The sequence below is a fragment of the Klebsiella sp. HC6 genome (assembly GCF_022605325.1).
GTDB lineage: Bacteria > Pseudomonadota > Gammaproteobacteria > Enterobacterales > Enterobacteriaceae > Klebsiella > Klebsiella terrigena.
In genome coordinates, this window is record NZ_CP093276.1 from 4,486,859 (window position 1) to 4,506,620 (window position 19,762).

Below are 19,762 nucleotides of genomic sequence, written 5' to 3' on the forward strand. Positions count from 1 at the left end.
GGTCAGATTACGGATGCAGCGTGCGCTGAGCGGAGGGCATCCAGGTTCGGCAAACGAGTTCGGTGCGGTTGACCACTTCCGTCTTGGCGAAAATGTTGCGTAAGTGGGTCTTGACGGTGGAGAGCGAGATATCCAGCTGGCGGGCAATCAGCTTGTTGCTGGCCCCTTCCCGCACCATACCGACAATTTCACGCTCCTTGGCGGTGAGCATTGCCGGCAGATCGTCCTCGTCCTGCAGAAAATCATGGATCGCCAGCTCCACCAGCGGCAGCACGGCCTGGGCGCGCAGGCGCTCTTCGCTGGAGAAAGGCACGTCGCGCATCAGGGAGATACCGGCAATAATCCGCCGCTCCCGGCGAATAAAGACCTCGGTCATGTCGCGGACGTTATTAGGCAGCATAAACTCATGGTAATAGTGGCGATGGCGATCGCAGACCCCGGGCGTCATCGCCGCCATGGTAATCGCCTGATGGCTAAAGCGGGACGGCAGCAGCGGGTCCAGCGGCTGAAAACACTCCAGATATTGCCGGTGCGTAGTCGCGGAAATATTATGCAAAATATAGTGTTCGGGTTTTAAACAATTATTAACCCGATAAAAAACCGCCGACGACAGTGGAATTAACTGGGAAATAGTCTGTAGACAACGGGTAATTATCGCATCATTACGACCGGCTTTTAATAACGCAGACATGAGCTTCTCCCGGCGAAGTAAAAGTACGCGAAACGCGGATAACCAACACTATCTCAAAGCATACATTTCACATTTAAGTAACACAATCATTAACATGTTAACAATGTGATATGGGTTACAATATTTTATTTAACATACTGTTATTTAATAAGTTAATAATCAGCATAGCCTTGCGTTATCGACCAGGCGATAAAACATAAACAGAAGTTATTAACTTTTCCGTCGCGGATTTTTTTACCGCTTAACGCACGCGTTTTTTTGTTACGTTCTCGTCCTTTAGAACGATAGCCTTTTAAAACCACTTCTCTATACCTAATGGACCTTGCCGCAATAATTATCCTCAGGCGCTTAATCATGATGCAGGCCCTGGCTTTTCTGCTGCGCGAATAATCTCGCCGGCGGAAATAATAAATAGGATCTAAACGATGCTGAATATCGCCGCGCTACGCCAACAGCGAATTCCGCTGGCCGTTGAACCGCGGGCGCAGGTGCCCTTTCATATCCTGATTCCCCCCTGGCCCGGCCTGCAACCTCACCTGTCGCGACTGCGATTGTCCGCAGACGATGCGGCCGGCTCCGGCCTTCGTTCTTTTGAACGATAGCCGGGCGGCGATCCCCTTCATAAGGTAGAAAGACGATGCTTTCGGGAGAGATGAAATGGGCAAAGTGGTGGTAATAACCGGCGGAGGAAGCGGCATTGGCGCCGCCTGCGCCCGGCTGATGGCCGCGGCGGGCGACAGGGTGGTGATTATCGGCCGCCGTCAGGCCCCCCTGCAGGCGCTGGCGGCGGAGACCGGCGCCGTGGCGCTGACGGGGGATGCCGCCAGCGGCGACGAGTGGCGGCAGCGCCTGCTGCCGGCGATTAGCGAACGGGCGGGCCGGATCGACGTTTTAATCTGCAGCGCCGGCGGAATGGGCTACGGCGCCGCCGCCGACACCAGCGACCCGCAGTGGCGAGCGGCACTCGACGGCAACCTCAACAGCGCCTTTGCCAGCGTCCGCGCCTGCCTGCCGTCGCTGATCGCCAGCCGGGGCTGCGTGCTGTTCGTCGCCTCGATTGCGTCCCTCGCCGCCGGGCCGCAGGCCTGCGGATACGTTACGGCCAAGCACGCGCTGATCGGCCTGATGCGCTCGGTAGCGCGGGACTATGGCCCGCAGGGGGTGCGCGCCAACGCTATTTGCCCCGGCTGGGTCACCACCCCGATGGCCGACGAGGAGATGCAGCCGCTGATGGCGGCGCAGGACATCAGCCTCGAGCAGGCCTATCAGCAGGCGTGCCGCGACGTGCCGCTGCGTCGCCCCGCCAGCCCGCAGGAGATAGCCCTCGCCTGCCGGTTTCTCTGCTCCTCTCAGGCGTCGATTATCAGCGGTTCAACGCTGGTCGCCGACGGCGGCGCCAGCGCGGTCGATGTTCCCACGCTGGCGTTTTCGTAACCCTCTTAAACCCTAAGGATCCCTATGACTGCAGAAGCTGTGTTTATTCAGGTCGGCGCGCTTGCCGACGGCTTTGCGCCCCACGGTAACCTCCTGGCCGACGCCGCGCTGCCCGCCGGGAAGTCCCTGACCTTCTCTCTCGCCGACGGCGGCGAACAGCAGCTGGTGATTGAAGACGCCCGGACGCTGCGCTGGAACGGGAGGCCCGTCGCCTGGCGCGCGACGGCTATTCGTCCCGATATTCTGTTTATCGACTTCCTCGATCCCGACGCCGAAAACGCCAGCATTAGCGCCATTTGCAACCTCAGCGCGGGCAACGCCACCCTCGTTTACGGCCAGCTGCCGACGGAATCCGCCGCCCGCCTCGACGCCTTTAGCCGCGTCGAGCAGGGGCTCCCGCTGACCGCCGTTGCAGCGACGTTTCACTTTGCGCGCCTCGACCGCCGCCCGGGGCCGCTGCCGGCCTTTAGCCAGGCGCTCATCGGCATGCGCAATCAGTACGTCTACAGCCCGACGGAGCGCTACGAGCACATTTATCTCAATGAGAATCTCTACGCCTGGCAGTGCCTGGACGGCGTGGAGAAGGGGCTGGCGGATGTCGATCGCTGTCACTACGTGGCGGTCGCCGACGATCTGTATCTCTTCGTCTGGCGAGAGAAAATTATTCCGACCCTCGGGGTGATCCTTATCGATCTGCAGCAGATGCGTACCGACGGGAAGATCATGGGCTATCAGGGAAGTGATTTTAGCGCGATCAGCAACTTCCCGGTCGGCGCCAGCGCGCAGGTGCTGAACGTAACGACGCACCGCTAGCCGGGAAAAGCCGGAGCCCGACGGCTCCGGCAGGCGGCCATCAGGCGCTGGCGATCTCGAGCCGCGCCAGCTGCGCGGCGTTGAGCGTCAGCCCGGCGGCGCGGGCAAAGCTCTCAACCTGGGCGACGCTGGTCGCGCTGGCGATCGGCGCGGTCACCCCTTCCCGACTCATCAGCCAGGCGAGGGCCACCTCCGCCGGCTTAGCGTTGTGCTGTCCGGCAACCTCTTCGAGGGTATCGAGAATGCGTATCCCGCGCGGATTGAGGTACTTGGCGATGCCGCCGCCGCGCTGGCTCTGCGCCAGGTCGGCCTGTTGGCGGTATTTGCCGGTTAAAAAGCCGGAGGCCAGGCTGTAGTAGGTCACCACGCCAATCTCGCGGCTGATGCAGAGATCGCAGAGCGCGCCTTCGAAGGCGGAGCGGTGATAGAGATTATATTCCGGCTGCAGCACCTGCCAGGCCGGCAGGCCGCCCTTGCGCGCCACCTCCAGCGCCGCCGACAGCTGCTGCGCGTCGAGGTTCGACGCGCCGGTCGCGCGGATTTTTCCCGCCTGCTGCAGGGCCTGGAACGCTTCCAGGGTTTCCGCCAGCGGAGTTTGCGGATCCGGCCAGTGGGCAAAATAGAGATCGATATAGTCGGTATTCAGGCGGCGCAGGGAGCGTTCTACCGCCTGCTGGATCCAGGCTTTGCTCAGCCCTTTTTGCCCGTCGGGCCCCATATCTGCGCCGACCTTGCTGAAGATTTTAACCCTTTCACGCATCCCCGGCCGCGCCTGCAGCCAGCGGCCGATTATCGTTTCCGACTCTCCGCCCTGATTGCCATCCGCCCAGCGGGAGTAAACGTCCGCCGTATCGATAGCGTCAAAGCCGTGGTCAACGAAAGCATCAAGAATGGCAAAACTGGTTTTTTCATCGCAGGTCCAGCCGAAAACGTTGCCGCCAAAGACCAGCGGTGCAATGGAAAATCCGGTTTTGCCCAATGGACGTGTCATCATGCCGTTCACTCCTTATTGACCCGTCGTCCTTCAGGTTGCCCGCGCCCGGCCTGGTTCAACTCGAATGAGTGAGGGTCTCGTTTATATTCTGCGTCCTGCGTTATCGGTCCAGGGTCAGAAATGATAGTAGAGAAAGGAAGCCTGAGGCGGGCTTTCCGTGCCCGCCGCCTGCATAACCGCATTATGTCCCGGAATAGACGTCAAAGCTAAAATATTTCCCGGCCAGTTTTTTATAGGTGCCGTCGGCAAGAATTTTGGCAATCGCGCCGTTAATCTCCTGACGCAAGGCGTCGTCGTCCTTGCGCAGGCCAATGGCCGCCCCGGCGCCAAACAGCTTATCGTCCTGCAGATGACCGCCAACGAAGGCGAAATCTTTGCCCTGCGGCTGCTGCAGGAAGCTGTAGTCCGCCATCATTCCGGAGAGCACCGCGCCGTCGATACGCCCGGACTCCAGATCCCGCACCACGCTGTCGGCGCCCTGGTAGGCCACGATATTAATTCCCGCCGGACGCCAGTGCTGATTCACGTAGGTTTCCTGCGCCGAGCCCTGCTCCACGCCGATGGTTTTGCCCTTCAGCTGCTCCGGCGTATTGCCGCTCAGCGTATTTTTGCGCGCCACGAGGAACACCGGGCCGTTGTAGAGCTTGTCGCTAAAACCAATCTGCTCTTTACGTTTCTCGGTCATATACATACCGGAGAGAATGGCGTCAAATTTACGCGCCTTCAGCGCCGGAATGATGCCGTCGAAGTTGCTTTCCACCCACACGCATTTGGCCTGCAGCTGCTGGCAGATGGCGTTGCCTAAATCAATATCGAAACCCGCCAGCTTGCCCTGCGGATCCTTCCATTCAAACGGCGCAAAAGTCGGATCGACGCCAAAGCGAATTTCCTTATTTTCCGCGGCCAGCGCCGACGTTGAGGCCATCAGCGCAACCCACAGCAGAAGTGATTTTTTCATTATTTACGAGCTCCAGAGATCAGCGGCAGTGCGTTTCAACTAACCGGGCGAAAAGCGTCGCGCCGGTGCTAATAATGTCATCGTTAAAGTCGTAGCCTGGGTTATGCACCATGCAGCTGCCCTTGCCGCCCTTCTCGCCGTTGCCCAGCAGGAAGTAGCAGCCCGGACGCGCCTGCAGCATAAAGGCAAAATCTTCACTGGCGTTCATCGGTGAAATCGACGGCAGCACCTTCTCGCTGCCGAAGACCTCCAGCGCCAGCGCCCTGGCAAACGCCGTCTCCTCCTCGCTGTTGGTCAGCACCGGATAGGAGTCATAAACCTCGATCTCGCTGGTTGCGCCGTAGCTTTTGGCGGTGAACTCGGTGATTTCGTGGATGCGTTTAATCAGCAGATCGCGGACCTCGGGCTTCATCGCCCGTACGGTCAGCTCCATCACCGCGCTTTCAGGAATGACGTTGGAGGCGATGCCCGACTGGAAGGTGCCGACGGTGACAACGGCGGTTTCTCCCGGCGGCACGTTGCGCGCGACGATGCTCTGCAGGGCCATCACCAGCGCCGCGCCGGCCAGAATCGGGTCAACCGTGCGGTCAGGATGAGCGCCGTGGCCGCCGTAGCCGTGAACGGTGATTTTGACCGTATCCGCCGAGGCCATAAAGTTGCCGGCATAAAAACCGAGCTTGCCGACCGGCAGCCCCGGCATGTTGTGCAGCGCAAAAATTCGCTCGCAGGGGAAGCGATCGAACAGCCCGTCTTTAATCATTAAATCCGCCCCGCCGATGGCCTCTTCCGCGGGCTGGAAAATAAGGTGCACGGTGCCGTTAAACTCGCAGACCGGAGAAGCGATATACTTCGCCGCCGCCAGCAGGATGGTGGTGTGGCCGTCGTGGCCGCAGGCGTGCATTTTTCCCGCCACGGTGCTGGCCCAGGGCAGGTCGGTGGTTTCAAAAATCGGCAGCGCGTCCATATCGGCGCGCAGCCCGATGGTGCGCGGCGAATCGCCCTTGCGCAATGAACCGACCAGCCCGGTTTTTCCCAGCTCGCGGGTCACCTGATAGCCCCACTCCGCCAGCTTTCCGGCCACCAGCTCGCTGGTATTAAACTCTTCGAGGCTTAATTCCGGATTGGCATGTAAATAATGACGGATCGCAATCATTTCATCTTCAGCTGCTTTAATTTCTGGAATTACAAAATCGGTCATGCCGGTCTCCGGGAAATAAGATATACCCGCCGTCATTGTGCCTGCATCCGCGTTGGCAATAGTCCGGCCGCTTGCCGTTTTCGCCCGTCGGGCACGGTGTACGGCCGCTAATCCGGGTAAACGCCTGGGCGTTCGCCGCGCTGCAGAGCAAAATCCATTGGGTCAGAATATCTTCAATAATTGACGTTCCGACGGCGCCGAAACCTGAAGGATGAAGAATATACTCAGAGTGAATAACTTATCTGGATAAGCGGTTATTGCAAGCAGCATTTCTAATTCCTGAGGGAGCCATCATCTTATTTACTAATGATTATTCAGCGCCTTATCAAAGGCGCCGGGGAAAATACGCCGGCGCCTGGCGCATTAAAGAACGCGCCGCCGGGTAGGCTATTTCACCCCGACAGAGAACAGAGTAATAAGCTAATAAACAGGCAAAATTTAAATATAAACTTTTAAGTTCTGGGTCTTTATCGCAACTTCATTCTACGATCGCCGGCCTTAATCCCGTTTATCGCAACCCATACGGCAGATTGTAAAATGAAATATCAGCTCCTTTTTCTGGCATCGGCGCTGGCGATCGCCGGCTGCAGCGCACAGGGCGATACCGCCAGCCAGCAGCGCGCCAGCATTCAAAAAATGCGTAACGAAACGCTGAGCAAACTTTATTCCCTGCACCCGGAAGCCCGCGCCGATATTCAGCATGCCGACGGCTACGCGGTATTTGCCAGCAACAGTAGCAAAATCCTGCTGTTCGGCTTTGGCAGCGGCTATGGCGTCGTTAAAGATATCCGCAGCGGTAAAGATACCTATATGAAAATGGCCCAGGGCGGTGCCGGCGTGGGAATGGGGGTAAAACAGCAGCGCACCGTGGTGGTCTTCCACGATAAAGCGGCGCTGAATAATTTTATCACCCGGGGCTATGTCGTCGGAGCCGATGCCAACGCGGCGGCAAAATATGACGATAAGGGCATTGCGCCGGTCGGCGCCTCGGCCAACGGCGTCGCCAAGGACGCCGCGTCCCTGCCTTCGAAAGTTAACGTCTACGAAATGACCGAAAAAGGGCTGGCCGCCCAGGCGATGATTAACGGCTATAAGTACTGGCCGGATGACGAGCTGAATAAAAGATAGGGCAGCCGCACCGCCGCAGGCTCGCGAAAGGCGCTCCCGGAGACGGCACGCAGTACCGCTCCGGGATGCCGCTGGCTAGCGGCTAGTTGTTGAGAAGACCATTCACCAGAATTGAGGTGATGATCCCGGTCGCCGCCGCGATCAGAACGTAGTTGCCGTCAATATAGGACCAGTGCTGCCCCTGAGGAGGTGCCGGCAGGCCGCGATCGTTCCAGTTATTAATCCGGTACGCGCTGCCGCGATAGCGCTCAGGCGCGGGCTGGCCTTTGCGGAAGTCGTGGCCGTTCCAGGCGAAATGCTCCTGCTCGTGGCGATCCTGACGATGCTGCTGCTCGCCGCGATTCGATCCGCGATGATTGCCGTTATCCTGATGGCCGTTCGCCTGGTTTGCCTGCGGCCCGTTGCCGGGCCCCTGCTGGCGATTGCCGTCGCCTTTTCCGTGCCCGGACTCATTTTGCCATACCTGCTGCTGGCCGGGACCGTTGCTGCCATTCGGGCCGTCGGCGTAGGCCAGCGACGTGAGCGTGCAGGATAAAATAACTGCCAGAGTAATAATCTTTTTCATTGTCCACCTCCTGATATATTTCCTTTTTACCGGCGGAATGTGGAGAAACGGTGAGTATCGGAATAACCAGGAGTATTCCTGGCATATTGTCGCGGGCGGTAACCTTAATAATCTGGCGGATATGGCGTCTGCAGGAACCCAATAAAAAAGGCCGCTTGCGCGGCCCTTTTATGCAGAACAGTCAGTGATTACTCAGTGACTTTCTTTTTCAAATCGTCAGCACCCTGCCTGGTTTTATCCCAGCCTTCCTCGGTGGCGGCTTTGGTTTTATTCCAGCCTTTTTCAGTGCCTTCTTTGGTCTTATCCCAACCCTTCTCGGTACCTTCTTTGGTCTTGTTCCAGGTTTTCTGCGTGCCTTCGCTGACCTTGCTGCCCAGGCTATCGCTTTTGCCTTCAGCCGCGTGCTGAGACTTGAGCTTCAGCTCATCGCCTTCATTCTGGGCCTTATGCAGCTTTTCCTTCGCTGTGTTAGCCCCTTCATGGGCCGCCGCGACGGTTTCATCAGTAGCGTGTGTGGTGGTGGTTGCAGCAAAAACGGGGGCTGCTACCAGAATCGCAGATAACGCAATCATTGCCTTTTTCATAATTTCCTCTCTAACGTGCTTAATGTTATGAGTCGCATTCAGCATGGCACAAGATTCTGCCGTTTGGCTTTAGGGATAGTTCTTAAAACTACCTCTGACGCTGACTGACTGTTTTTTAGGCAGTTAACCACAGATCGCGGCCGTTCTTATAAACTCCAGCAAAGTTGTTACATTTTATGAAATCGACGTTTCATATATCTGCCGTTTATTTTCACACGAGAATAATTATCAAAATCATTATATTTATAATTAGCAAACGGAACTCACATTATGGCAATAAAATCAGTAAGTTCGCTTATTCTTACTGCGCTAATCTCCGCCCCACTGTCCGGCTATGCCACCCAGTATCCGCTCACCGTGACCGACCTCGACGGCCGCAGCATTACTCTCCAGCACGAGCCGCAGCGCATCATCCTGCAGGACGGCCGGGATATTATGGCGCTGGCGCTTCTCGACCGTGACAACCCCTTTAAGCGGCTGGTTGCCTGGAATAATCTGGCGAAAAAACAGGATGTTGAAACCTGGAAGATGCTGCAGCAGAAGTGGCCGCAGTCGGCGAGCATTCTGGATATGGGCTTTAGCGATAAGGGCAATATTGACCTTGAAAGCGTGATTTCCCGCCAGCCGGACCTGATGATTGCCCAGCTGCGCGCGAAGCCGGCGCTGGAAGAGAGCGGCATTATCAGCAAGCTCGGCGCGCTCAATATTCCGGTGCTGTTTGTCGATTACGAGGTGAATCCGGCGAAGGATACCGCCCCGAGCATCGACCTGCTGGGCCAGGTGCTCAACCGCGAAGACAACGCCAAAGCCTATACCGACTACTATCGCCAGCAGCTGCAGGCCATTCGCCAGAAAACCGCCGCCATCACGCCGAAGGCGAACGTCTTCGTCGAGGCGCTGGCGGGCAACAGCGACGCCTGCTGCTTTACCCACGGACATAGCGGCTGGGGCGGGCTGGTTGAAGCGGTCGGGGCCAATAACATCGGCGCGCAGGTGCTGCCAGGCGCCTCCGGCTTTGTGGCGCTGGAGAAGGTGATTAGCATGAAGCCCGACGCCTACATCATGACCGGCTCGAAACGCGGCAACAGCCAGGTTCTGCCGCTGGGCTACCGGGTTAATCAGCAGGAGGTGAACGCCCAGGCTCAGGTTCTGCTCTCGCGGACCGGCGTCAGCGCTATCCCGCCGGTGAAGGCCGGGCGGGCCTATGGGATCTATCACCACTTCTACAATCATCCGTGGAATATCGTCGGCATGGAGTATCTGGCGAAAGATATCTATCCGCAGACCTTTAGCAGCCTCAGCCCGGATGACAGCTACCGCTATATCGTGCGCCATTTCACCACCCTGCCCGACCTGCCCTTCGTCTTTTCCTGGAAACAAGGTGAGTAAGCGCCCATGAGCTCGACGACTGAATCCGCCCTCGTAGCCCAAGGCGTCGGGCGGGACGTGATGACCAACTACCGCCGGATCGTCCGCCGCCGCATCGGTTTTATGCTGCTGCTGGCGGCGCTGATTATCACCTCGCTGCTGCTCGATTTTATGATGGGTCCGTCCGGGATGCCGCTGCAGACGCTGTGGCAAACCCTGATCGATCCGGCCGGCGCCAGCGCCGGAACGCGGGTTATCGTCTGGGATATCCGCCTGCCGTACGCCCTGATGGCGATTATTGTGGGCCTCGCGCTCGGCCTCGCCGGGGCGGAGATGCAGACCATCCTCAACAATCCGCTGGCCAGCCCCTTTACCCTCGGCGTCTCCTCGGCGGCGGCCTTCGGCGCGGCGCTGGCCATCGTGCTGGGGATCGGCATTCCGGGGATCCCCAGCCAGTGGTTTATCTCGGCCAACGCCTTTATCTTCGCGCTGCTGGCCGCCCTGCTGCTGGACGGCATTACCCGCTGGACGCAGGTGGCCTCCTCCGGGGTGATCCTGTTCGGCATCGCGCTGGTCTTTACCTTTAACGCGCTGGTCTCGATGCTGCAGTTTGTCGCCAACGAAGACACGCTGCAGGGGCTGGTGTTCTGGACCATGGGCAGCATTGACCGCGCCTCGTGGCAGAAGGTCGGCATCCTGCTGGCGGTGCTGGCGGTAGTGATGCCGCTATCGATGCTGAGCTCATGGAAGCTGACGGCGCTGCGCCTCGGCGAAGATCGGGCCATGAGCTTCGGGATTAACGTGCGCCGCCTGCGCTTAACCACCCTGCTGCGGATCAGCATCCTGTCGGCGATTTCGGTGGCCTTCGTCGGCCCGATTGGCTTTATCGGCCTGGTCGCTCCGCACATCGCACGCCTGATTTTCGGCGAAGATCACCGCTTTTATCTCCCTGCCAGCGCCCTGATCGGCGCGCTGGTGCTGTCGCTGGCCTCCGTGGCGTCGAAGAATCTGATCCCCGGCGCCATTATTCCGGTCGGGATCGTCACCTCGCTGGTTGGCGTTCCGTTCTTTCTGAGCATCATTCTGCGCCATCGGGGGAACGTATGAATCCGCACATCTCTACGGGGCTGGCGCTGTCGCGCTTTAGCGCCGGCTATCCTAAGCGCCAGGTGATCCGCGACCTGACGGTACCGCGGCTGCCGCGCGGTGAAATCACCGCCCTGCTGGGCCCCAACGGCAGCGGCAAATCGACCCTGATGCGGGCGATGGCCGGCCTGGGCCCCTCGACGGGAGAGCTGTCGCTTGACGGGGAAAACCTGCTGGCGCTGCCGTTTGCCCGGCGGGCGGAAAAAGTCGTCTATCTGCCGCAAACGCTGCCGGCGGGGGTCCATCTGCACGTGCTGGAGTCGATTATCGTCGCCCAGCGCGCGGCCGGCGGCGTGCACGACGCGCAAAGCCAGCAGCAGGTGATGTCCCTGCTGCGCCAGCTGGGCATTGAACATCTGGCGCTCAGCTACCTCGACCGGCTTTCCGGCGGGCAGAAGCAGCTCGTCGGCCTGGCGCAGTCGCTTATCCGCCAGCCGGGGCTGCTGCTGCTCGATGAGCCGCTCAGCGCGCTGGATTTGAACTATCAGTTCCACGTGATGGATCTGGTGCGCAGAGAGACCCGAAAACGCAATATCGTCACCCTGGTGGTAGTGCATGACATTAATATCGCCCTGCGCCATGCCGATCGCGTGCTGATGCTAAAAGAGGGACGTCTGCTGGCCGAGGGGGCGCCGTCGCAGGTGATTACGCCGGAGATCTTAGCCGAGGTGTACGGCGTGCGGGGACGCATTGAGCCCTGCTCGCAGGGGGTCATGCAGGTGATTATTGACGGACTGGTCGGCAGCGCGGTGCCGGCGTAGGCGGCGGTGGCCTTGAGCAGCGCCGGCGCCCTGAACCGGGGCGCCGGCCTGAGGCGGCGATTAATGATCGAGGTAGAGGTAGTTTTCCCAGCTTTTCATGCGGATCAGGATCTTACGAATAAGCGACAGGTGCTCGAAGTGTCCGGAATAGACCGCCGCTTCAACGTCGGTCCCCTGCGGTAAACGGTAATTTTGCAGGCGCGGATCGCTCACTTTGAAGACCACCAGCGCCCGGCCGTGGGCGTTTAACGCATCGGTGGTCAGCAGCTTGCCCTGACCCTGGAACTGGCTTTCACCGATTGCCGGCAGAACCTCGACGACCTCCGCGCGGAAAACGGTGCCCGGGATCGCCGGGAACAGCAGCTCCGCCTTCTCCCCGGCCTGCAGGCGCTGCAAAGAGTTCTGCCGGAATGCCGCGACGTATTCACGGGACTGATTCCCCGTCACCGGCACAAAGGTCATGACCGGCGCGAGGCCCAGGGCCGTCGACATGGTGCCGGGCCGCAGACCCACGGTGCTCACGTAGCCGTCAGACGGCGCGCGCACCACGGTATTCTCCAGCTTAAATTCGGCTTCCCGCAGCTGCGCCAGCAGCGAGGCAACCCGGGTATTTTCCCCGTGAACCACGGAGTGCAGGGCATTACGCGCCTGGACAACGTTCTCTTTTGCGGCCGCTACCGCGGCTTCGTCCGCTTTCCACGTCTGGCGACGGGTATCGACCATCTGATCGGAAAAGGCCCCCTTGTCATGGCCGGCGGCAAAACGGGCATACTCCCGCTGGGCTCGGTCGCGCTCGGCGCTGGCTTTATCCAGGCTGGCCCGGGCGCTATTTAGCGCCGAGTCGAGCGATAGCGCGTCCTGGCTGGCCGCTTTTACCTGCGCCTTGAGGTCATCCACTTTGGCCTGGAACGGAGTGGGGTCAATAGTAAACAGCACGTCGCCCTGCTTCAGCATCTGATTAGACTGAACCGGAACGCTGGTCACGCGGCCCCGCGTCTGAGACACGATGGGCACCGTACGAAATACCTGCTTGCCCGTTTCGGTATAGGGGAAGTTATAATTCATGCCTAAAATAAGCGCTCCGATAATAACGACCCCACCTAATACCGCGGTCGGTACCGTCCATTTATTGAGTGGAATACGAAATATTTTAAAAATAGCGATACAGAGTGCGGCATAGCACAGCAGCAGCAGCGTTTCCATTATTTATCCTCCTTCGCGGCGACGCCTTCAGCAGCCACCGGCAGCGAATGATGGCCTTTCAGGGTATTTAATTCCTGCTGCAGCGTATCCAGCCGCGTTAATACCTGAGTCAGGTGCCGATGCAGATCGCTACTTTCCTGCTGCGCCTTCTGCATTCCCCAGCCGCGGTCCTCACGCCACAGCGTCGCCCAGATCCACAGCAGCGGCCACAGCACGTGAAGCGTAAACAGGCTGACCCAGCCGGCGTAGTGAATAGCATCCTGGTGCGGATGGTTTCTTTTTTTGGCAATTTCGTACGGGATATCGTGGATCACAATTATCCCGTAAAATAGAATCAGCACCACCGCAATCAGGATGGCCAGAGCGACATAGTCAAGAGTCATCGAATACTCCAGAGTTGAATAAGAGAAATAAATACCATCCCGACGGCGTGCCGAGGCCAGGTGGATATAGCGTGCTGCGAGTTTATTTTACGCGACAGCCTGCGGGAGAGAGTAAATAACCACTCGCGGAATAATTAAAATTTATCAGGGATTTTTCGGTCGATAGATATTAGCCGGCCCTTTTTCACCGTAATATATCCCCCCTCTTTCAGAGCGGCCAGTACCTGATAAACGTAGCTGCGCGAAAGGTTGGTACGTTTGATAATAAAGGCGGACAGGCTTTCACGCTGCCCGGCGTCAATCCCGGTCCGGAACAGGTAGCGGGAAAGCATCGATTTGATGGTCTGAAAACCCGACAGATTACCCCGTTCGTTGTGGGCATCAATCGCCAGGATGCCCATATAGACCAGAATAGTGGTCAGCTCTTGCATATATTTTGGCGACGAGTGAAAGAATATGCGCTCAAAATCGGCGACCGTGACTTTAGCAAAACGACACGGGTTCTGGCACTGATAGAGCCAGTTCAGCTGCGGAAAGTAGCGTTCCGGCAGGCCGATCGGCATATGCTCAATCACAATCCCTAACAGATTTTGCGCATCGCCCACCGCCAGCGTCATTTGCCCCTGCAAAAGGAAGTAGATGTACCCCTCTGCGGGCTGAAAGCGCGCGCCGGCGGCACATTCAACCTCCTCGCCGCAGGCGACAACCTCGGGGAGATGCGTGCTCAGCTCGAGATTCTGGTAGGAAGAGTAGATATCGCCAAAGCTGCTATTCACCCCGTTATTTCCCCGTCAGAAAAATCTGCTGAACAAATCATTGCCAGACAAAATATACATAAGATTAATAGAGAGTAAAAGTCCACAGCTGGAGTTCCTGCCGCGATCGGCGCCCGGTTTGCGGCGTCAATCCTCGGGCCGCGTTTTTTTGTCCTGTCTCCCACTTTAGGCATCACGGCGTTTCGATCTGCACGGGGCTATGCTTTAATAAAGCTAAACCGGTTTAATATAGTTTAGCAACGAGGTGGAATGAGCATGAACGCAAAAGTTTGGGTGGTCGGAGATGCGGTGGTGGACCTGCTGCCGGAGAGCGGAGGGCGGCTGCTGCAGTGTCCCGGCGGTGCGCCAGCCAACGTCGCGGTAGGCGTTGCCCGCCTCGGCGGAGAGAGCGGATTTATCGGTCGCGTCGGCGACGATCCCTTCGGCCGCTTTATGCACCAGACGCTAAGTCAGGAGCGGGTCGACGTGAGCCATATGCGCCTCGACCCGCAGCAGAGAACCTCAACCGTGGTGGTCGACCTCGACAGCCACGGTGAGCGCACCTTTACCTTTATGGTGCGCCCCAGCGCCGACCTCTTTTTGCAGCCGGAGGATCTCCCGGCCTTCGCGCCCCGCCAGTGGCTCCACGTCTGCTCTATTGCCCTCAGCGCTGAGCCTAGCCGGAGCACCACCTTCGCGGCGATGGAGCAGATCAAAAGCGTCGGCGGCTGGGTAAGCTTCGACCCCAATATTCGCGAGGACCTGTGGCAGGACCCGGCGCTGCTGCAGGCCTGTCTCGACCGGGCGCTGTCGCTTGCCAACGTGGTGAAGCTCTCCGAGGAGGAGCTGGTCTTTATCAGCGGCAGCAGCGATCTGGCGCAGGGTATCGCCATCTTAACCCAGCGCTACCGGCCGGAGCTGCTGCTGGTCACCCAGGGAAAAGCCGGCGTGCTGGCGGCCTTCCAGCAGCAGACGATCCACTTTGCGGCAAAACCGGTGGTCAGCGTCGATACCACCGGCGCGGGCGACGCCTTCGTCGCCGGGCTGCTCTCCGGCCTCGCCGCCAACGGCATACCGGCCGACCTGGCGTCGCTGGAGCCCGCGCTGCAGCTGGCGCAAACCTGCGGCGCGCTGGCGACCACCGCCAAAGGCGCCATGACCGCCCTCCCCAGGCAGCACGATCTCAATCGCCAGTTTTGATCCCCCCGGGCCGTCCTCAACGGCCCGCTTTGTTGCCTCCGTCACAATTATTAAATCGGTTTAGCAAAACTTGTTTCGCTATGTTACGTGTCGCGTTTAACATATCAATTAAACCGGTTTAGCAAAAAACAACACATCATTAAACTTCACTTTTGGGATGCGAACAGCATGTATAAAAAAAGCACACTTGCCGTCCTTATCGCTTTGCTAACCGGAGCCGGTTCGGTCCATGCGCAAACGGATTTAAGCACCATCGAAGCCCGCCTGATAGCCCTGGAAAAACGCCTGCAGGATGCGGAAAACCGGGCGCAGACCGCGGAAAACCGCGCTGACTCGGCCGAGAAGAAAGTTGAGCAGCTCACCACGCAGCAGCAGAAAACCCAGGACAACACCCGGCAGGTGGCCCAGCGCACCGCCCAGCTGGAGAAGAAAGCCGATGAAAAGAGCGGCTTTGAGTTCCACGGCTACGCCCGCTCCGGCCTGCTGATGAACGACGCGGCCTCCAGCAGCAAAAGCGGTCCTTACCTGACGCCAGCCGGCGAAACCGGCGGCGCGATTGGCCGCCTCGGCAACGAGGCCGATACCTACGTCGAACTCAACCTGGAGCATAAGCAGACGCTGGATAACGGCGCGACCACCCGCTTCAAGGCGATGCTCGCCGACGGGCAAAAAACCTATAACGACTGGTCGGCCGACTCCAGCGATTTGAACATTCGCCAGGCGTTCGCCGAGCTGGGCAATCTCCCGAGCTTCGACGGGCCGTTTAAAGGCTCCACCCTGTGGGCCGGTAAGCGCTTCGACCGCGACAACTTCGACATCCACTGGCTGGACTCCGACGTGGTCTTCCTCGCCGGGACCGGCGGCGGTATCTACGACGTGAAGTGGAGCGACAGCGCGCGCAGCAACTTCTCGCTCTACGGGCGCAACTTTGGCGACCTCGAGCAGGTCGACAACAACGTGCAGAACTACATTCTGAGCATGAACCACTTCGTCGGCCCGGTGCAGGTGATGGTCAGCGGCCTGCGGGCAAAGGATAACGACGACCGTAAAGACGCCAACGGGGACGCCATCCAGACCGACGCCGCCAACAACGGGGTTCATGCGCTAGTCGGGCTGCACAACGACAGTTTTTACGGCCTGCGTGAAGGGACCAGCAAAACGGCGCTGCTCTACGGCCACGGCCTGGGCGCAGAGGTTAAGGGCATAGGCTCCGACGGCGCGCTGCTCTCCCAGGCCGATACCTGGCGCTTCGCCAGCTACGGCACCACGCCGCTTAGCGAGCGCTGGCATATCGCCCCGGCGGTGCTGGCGCAAAGCAGCAAAGACCGTTACGTCAAAGGCGACAGCTATGAATGGGTGACCTTCAACATGCGCCTGATCCAGGAGGTGACGCAGAACTTTGCCCTGGCGTATGAGGGAAGCTACCAGTACATGGATCTGCATCCGGAAGGATATAAAGATCGCAACGCCGTTAACGGCAGTTTCTATAAACTGACCTTCGCGCCAACGTTTAAAGTCGGCAAAATTGGTGATTTCTTTAACCGCCCGGAGCTGCGCCTGTTCGCGACCTGGATGGACTGGAGCAAAAAGCTGGATAACTACGCCAGCGATGACTCCTTTGGCAGCAGCGGTTTCAACGCCGGCGGCGAATGGAACTTCGGTATTCAGATGGAGACCTGGTTCTGACGGCAAGGGTCTGAAACCAGCTTAAAACCGCGGCATCAGTCCTCTGCTGCCGCGGAAATAAAACCAACAAATAATAATGCATTCAGAGGGTACTATGGATTTCGAACACATTTCCCGCTCGCTGCTTCCGCTGTTGGGAGGTAAGGAAAATATCGCCAGCGCCGCGCACTGCGCCACGCGTCTGCGCCTGGTGCTGGTCGATGATTCGCTGGCCGACAAGAAGGCCATCGGCGAAATTGAAGGGGTGAAGGGCTGCTTTAATAACGCCGGTCAGATGCAGATTATCTTTGGCACCGGCATCGTCAACAAAGTCTACGCCGCGTTTATCCAGGCCGCCGGGATCGGCGAGTCCAGCAAGTCGGAAGCCGCCAATATTGCGGCGAGAAAGCTCAACCCCTTCCAGCGCATTGCGCGCCTGCTGTCGAACATCTTCGTCCCTATTATTCCGGCTATCGTCGCCTCCGGCCTGCTGATGGGCCTGCTGGGGATGGTCAAAACCTACGGCTGGGTCGATCCGAGCAACGCCATCTATATCATTCTCGATATGTGCAGCTCGGCGGCCTTTATCATTCTGCCGATCCTGATTGGCTTCACCGCCGCACGCGAATTTGGCGGCAACCCCTATCTCGGCGCGACCCTCGGCGGCATCTTAACCCACCCGGCGCTCACCAACGCCTGGGGCGTGGCCGCCGGCTTCCATTCGATGAACTTTTTCGGTCTGGAAATCGCCATGATCGGCTACCAGGGCACGGTATTCCCGGTGCTGCTGGCGGTGTGGTTTATGAGCATCGTCGAGAAGCAGCTGCGCCGGGTCATTCCTGACGCCCTCGATCTGATCCTGACGCCGTTCCTGACGGTTATCATCTCCGGCTTTATCGCCCTGCTGATTATCGGCCCCGCCGGCCGCGCGCTGGGCGACGGCATCTCGTTTATCCTTAGCACCCTGATCGCCCACGCCGGCTGGCTGGCCGGGCTGCTGTTCGGCGGCCTCTACTCGGTTATCGTGATCACCGGTATTCACCACAGCTTCCACGCCATTGAGGCCGGACTGCTGGGCAACCCGTCGATCGGCGTCAACTTCCTGCTGCCGATTTGGGCCATGGCCAACGTTGCCCAGGGCGGCGCCTGTCTGGCGGTCTGGTTTAAAACCAAAGATGCCAAAATCAAAGCCATCACCCTGCCTTCGGCCTTCTCCGCGATGCTCGGGATCACCGAAGCGGCGATATTCGGTATTAACCTGCGCTTCGTGAAGCCGTTTATCGCGGCCCTGATCGGCGGCGCGGCGGGCGGCGCATGGGTGGTTTCGATGCACGTCTACATGACCGCGGTCGGGCTGACGGCGATCCCGGGTATGGCTATCGTGCAGGCCAGCTCGCTGCTGAACTATATTATCGGGATGGTTATCGCCTTCGGCGTGGCCTTTACCGTTTCCCTGCTGCTGAAATACAAAACGGACGCTGAATAATGTCACTTCCTTCACGTTTGCCGGCAATTTTACGCGCCGTGATGCAGGGCCAGCCGCGCGCGCTGCGCGATAGCCACTATCCGCAGTGGCACCTGGCACCCACCACCGGCCTGATGAACGATCCTAACGGCTTTATCGAATTTGCCGGGCGCTATCACCTGTTTTACCAGTGGAACCCGATAGCCTGCGATCATACGTTCAAGTGCTGGGGGCACTGGAGCTCCGCCGACCTGCTGCACTGGCAGCATGAGCCCATCGCGCTGATGCCGGACGAAGAGTACGACCGCAGCGGCTGCTACTCGGGGAGCGCCGTCGATAACGACGGAAAATTGACCCTGTGCTACACCGGCAACGTGAAGTTTGAAGACGGCAGCAGAACCGCGTGGCAGTGCCTGGCAACGGAAAACAGCGACGGCACCTTTAGCAAAACCGGGCCGGTGCTGGCGCTGCCGAAGGGCTATACCGGCCACGTTCGCGACCCGAAGGTTTGGCAGCACGAAGGCCGCTGGTTCATGGTCCTCGGCGCCCAGGATCTGCAAAAGCGCGGTAAGGTGCTGCTGTTCAGCTCCGCGGATCTGCACCGGTGGGAGGCGGAAGGCGAAATTGCCGGCAGCGACCTCAACGGCCTGCACGACGCCGGCTATATGTGGGAGTGTCCGGATCTGTTCCCGCTCGCCGACCGGCATATCCTGATCTGCTGTCCCCAGGGTATCGCCCGCGAGGCCGATCGCTACCTCAACACCTATCCCGCCGTGTGGACGGCGGGCCGCTTCGACTACGCCAGCGCCCGCTTTGACCACGGCGCGCTTTATGAGCTCGATGCCGGTTTCGAATTTTACGCCCCGCAGACCATGCTGGCCGCCGACGGCCGGCGGCTGCTGGTCGGCTGGATGGGGGTTCCGGACGGCGAAGAGATGCGCCAGCCGACCCTCGCCCACGGCTGGATCCACCAGATGACCTGCCTGCGGGAGCTGGAGCTGCGCGACGGCAAACTCTACCAGTATCCGCTGCGCGAGCTGGCGGACCTGCGCGGCGAAGCCCGCGGCTGGCAGGGGCCAGGCCTGCCGCTGACGCCGATGGACATGGTCTTTGAGGTGGCGCCAGGCGACGCGCTGGGGATTGATTTCGGCGGCGCCCTCAGGCTCACCCTCGACGCCGACGGCATTCGCCTCGAACGCCGCAGCCTGGCCTGCGACGAGGCGCTCTACCGCTACTGGCGGGGAGAGGTGCGTGCCCTGCGGATCTTATGCGACAGCTCAAGCATTGAGATTTTCATTAACGGCGGAGAAGGCGTGATGAGCAGCCGCTATTTCCCGCAGTATCCTGGGCAAATGATTTTCAGCGGTGCGACGCCGGCTGCATTCTGCTACTGGCCGCTGCGGCCATGCATGGTAGAATCAGCGTTTTAAATTCTCGGGCGTATGCTGTCG

20 protein-coding genes and 1 pseudogene are annotated in these 19,762 nt (G+C 59.2%); 11 read left to right on the top strand and 10 right to left on the bottom strand.

The features are described from left to right. Positions 1–7 precede the first annotated feature (7 nt). On the bottom strand, positions 8–691 hold the full coding sequence (locus MMW58_RS21740; RefSeq protein ID WP_123706908.1) for a helix-turn-helix transcriptional regulator: 684 nt from the start codon (positions 689–691) through the stop codon (positions 8–10). A gap of 152 nt (positions 692–843) precedes the next feature. After that, positions 844–1,047 (bottom strand): hypothetical protein, encoded by a 204-nt coding sequence (locus MMW58_RS21745; RefSeq protein ID WP_159235982.1) that lies wholly within the window; start codon positions 1,045–1,047, stop codon positions 844–846. A gap of 69 nt (positions 1,048–1,116) precedes the next feature. Between MMW58_RS21745 and MMW58_RS21750 the strand changes: the two are divergent. The 3 genes and pseudogenes from MMW58_RS21750 to MMW58_RS21760 all read left to right on the top strand — a co-directional run. Continuing rightward, positions 1,117–1,264, top strand: a pseudogene (locus MMW58_RS21750) (anaerobic sulfatase maturase); the annotation flags it as partial. 84 nt (positions 1,265–1,348) lie between these two features. Beyond that, positions 1,349–2,125 carry an SDR family NAD(P)-dependent oxidoreductase gene (locus MMW58_RS21755; RefSeq protein WP_241722085.1) on the top strand — a complete coding sequence of 259 codons (777 nt, stop codon included), beginning with the start codon at positions 1,349–1,351 and terminating at the stop codon, positions 2,123–2,125. Positions 2,126–2,149: 24 nt separating this feature from the next. Next, on the top strand, positions 2,150–2,938 hold the full coding sequence (locus MMW58_RS21760; protein WP_159235980.1) for a MoaF C-terminal domain-containing protein: 789 nt from the start codon (positions 2,150–2,152) through the stop codon (positions 2,936–2,938). Between the two features lie 40 nt (positions 2,939–2,978). Here MMW58_RS21760 and MMW58_RS21765 read toward each other — a convergent pair whose 3' ends face one another. The 3 genes from MMW58_RS21765 to MMW58_RS21775 form a co-directional block, all read right to left on the bottom strand. Continuing rightward, positions 2,979–3,932 (bottom strand): aldo/keto reductase, encoded by a 954-nt coding sequence (locus MMW58_RS21765; protein WP_159235979.1) that lies wholly within the window; start codon positions 3,930–3,932, stop codon positions 2,979–2,981. Positions 3,933–4,113: 181 nt separating this feature from the next. Beyond that, positions 4,114–4,890 (bottom strand): ABC transporter substrate-binding protein, encoded by a 777-nt coding sequence (locus tag MMW58_RS21770; RefSeq protein WP_041144462.1) that lies wholly within the window; start codon positions 4,888–4,890, stop codon positions 4,114–4,116. Between the two features lie 19 nt (positions 4,891–4,909). Continuing rightward, entirely contained in the window at positions 4,910–6,088 is a 1,179-nt protein-coding gene (locus MMW58_RS21775; RefSeq protein WP_241722086.1) for a M20 aminoacylase family protein, read from the bottom strand. Positions 6,089–6,625: 537 nt separating this feature from the next. Between MMW58_RS21775 and MMW58_RS21780 the strand changes: the two genes are divergently transcribed. After that, complete coding sequence (locus MMW58_RS21780) at positions 6,626–7,216, top strand: lipid-binding SYLF domain-containing protein (RefSeq protein ID WP_133596629.1); 591 nt, start codon at positions 6,626–6,628, stop codon at positions 7,214–7,216. Positions 7,217–7,298: 82 nt separating this feature from the next. On the opposite strand, the gene MMW58_RS21785 is transcribed toward MMW58_RS21780, so the two are convergent. Together MMW58_RS21785 and MMW58_RS21790 are read right to left on the bottom strand one after the other, a co-directional pair. Beyond that, positions 7,299–7,781, bottom strand: coding sequence for an RcnB family protein (locus MMW58_RS21785; RefSeq protein ID WP_241722087.1), 483 nt, complete (start codon positions 7,779–7,781; stop codon positions 7,299–7,301). Between the two features lie 188 nt (positions 7,782–7,969). After that, positions 7,970–8,365 carry a hypothetical protein gene (locus MMW58_RS21790; RefSeq protein WP_159235976.1) on the bottom strand — a complete coding sequence of 132 codons (396 nt, stop codon included), beginning with the start codon at positions 8,363–8,365 and terminating at the stop codon, positions 7,970–7,972. A 270-nt stretch (positions 8,366–8,635) separates the two neighbouring features. Here MMW58_RS21790 and MMW58_RS21795 point away from each other — a divergent pair, with 270 nt between their 5' ends. Genes MMW58_RS21795 through MMW58_RS21805 form a run of 3 tightly spaced genes read left to right on the top strand, consistent with a single transcriptional unit; the run spans position 8,636 to position 11,640 of the window. After that, on the top strand, positions 8,636–9,754 hold the full coding sequence (locus MMW58_RS21795) for an ABC transporter substrate-binding protein (protein ID WP_241722088.1): 1,119 nt from the start codon (positions 8,636–8,638) through the stop codon (positions 9,752–9,754). Positions 9,755–9,811: 57 nt separating this feature from the next. Then, on the top strand, positions 9,812–10,840 hold the full coding sequence (locus MMW58_RS21800; RefSeq protein ID WP_166646128.1) for a FecCD family ABC transporter permease: 1,029 nt from the start codon (positions 9,812–9,814) through the stop codon (positions 10,838–10,840). Further along, positions 10,837–11,640: an ABC transporter ATP-binding protein gene (locus MMW58_RS21805; protein ID WP_241722089.1), complete on the top strand. Its 804-nt coding sequence runs from the start codon at positions 10,837–10,839 to the stop codon at positions 11,638–11,640. Before MMW58_RS21800 ends, MMW58_RS21805 begins: the two co-directional genes overlap by 4 nt. Before the next feature lie 60 nt (positions 11,641–11,700). On the opposite strand, the gene MMW58_RS21810 is transcribed toward MMW58_RS21805, so the two are convergent. From MMW58_RS21810 to MMW58_RS21820, 3 genes are all read right to left on the bottom strand, one after another. Further along, positions 11,701–12,843 carry an HlyD family secretion protein gene (locus MMW58_RS21810; protein WP_241722090.1) on the bottom strand — a complete coding sequence of 381 codons (1,143 nt, stop codon included), beginning with the start codon at positions 12,841–12,843 and terminating at the stop codon, positions 11,701–11,703. Next, entirely contained in the window at positions 12,843–13,226 is a 384-nt protein-coding gene (locus MMW58_RS21815) for a DUF3302 domain-containing protein (RefSeq protein WP_241722091.1), read from the bottom strand. The genes MMW58_RS21810 and MMW58_RS21815 overlap by 1 nt, the downstream gene beginning before the upstream one ends. A 134-nt stretch (positions 13,227–13,360) precedes the next feature. Then, a complete protein-coding gene (locus MMW58_RS21820; RefSeq protein WP_241722092.1) occupies positions 13,361–14,002 on the bottom strand; it encodes a helix-turn-helix domain-containing protein in 642 nt (213 codons plus the stop codon). Positions 14,003–14,257: 255 nt separating this feature from the next. On the opposite strand from MMW58_RS21820, the gene MMW58_RS21825 reads away from it, so the two are divergent. The 4 genes from MMW58_RS21825 (at position 14,258) to MMW58_RS21840 (ending at position 19,741) form a co-directional block, all read left to right on the top strand. Further along, positions 14,258–15,181, top strand: a complete 924-nt coding sequence (locus MMW58_RS21825; RefSeq protein WP_241722093.1) for an aminoimidazole riboside kinase — start codon at positions 14,258–14,260, stop codon at positions 15,179–15,181. Positions 15,182–15,349: 168 nt separating this feature from the next. Beyond that, entirely contained in the window at positions 15,350–16,867 is a 1,518-nt protein-coding gene (locus MMW58_RS21830) for a carbohydrate porin (protein ID WP_133596610.1), read from the top strand. Between the two features lie 94 nt (positions 16,868–16,961). After that, the gene (locus tag MMW58_RS21835) at positions 16,962–18,332 is read left to right on the top strand and encodes a sucrose-specific PTS transporter subunit IIBC (RefSeq protein ID WP_095094749.1); all 1,371 of its coding nucleotides are present in this window, start codon (positions 16,962–16,964) and stop codon (positions 18,330–18,332) included. After that, positions 18,332–19,741, top strand: coding sequence for a sucrose-6-phosphate hydrolase (locus MMW58_RS21840; RefSeq protein WP_241722094.1), 1,410 nt, complete (start codon positions 18,332–18,334; stop codon positions 19,739–19,741). Before MMW58_RS21835 ends, MMW58_RS21840 begins: the two co-directional genes overlap by 1 nt. Positions 19,742–19,762 lie beyond the last annotated feature (21 nt).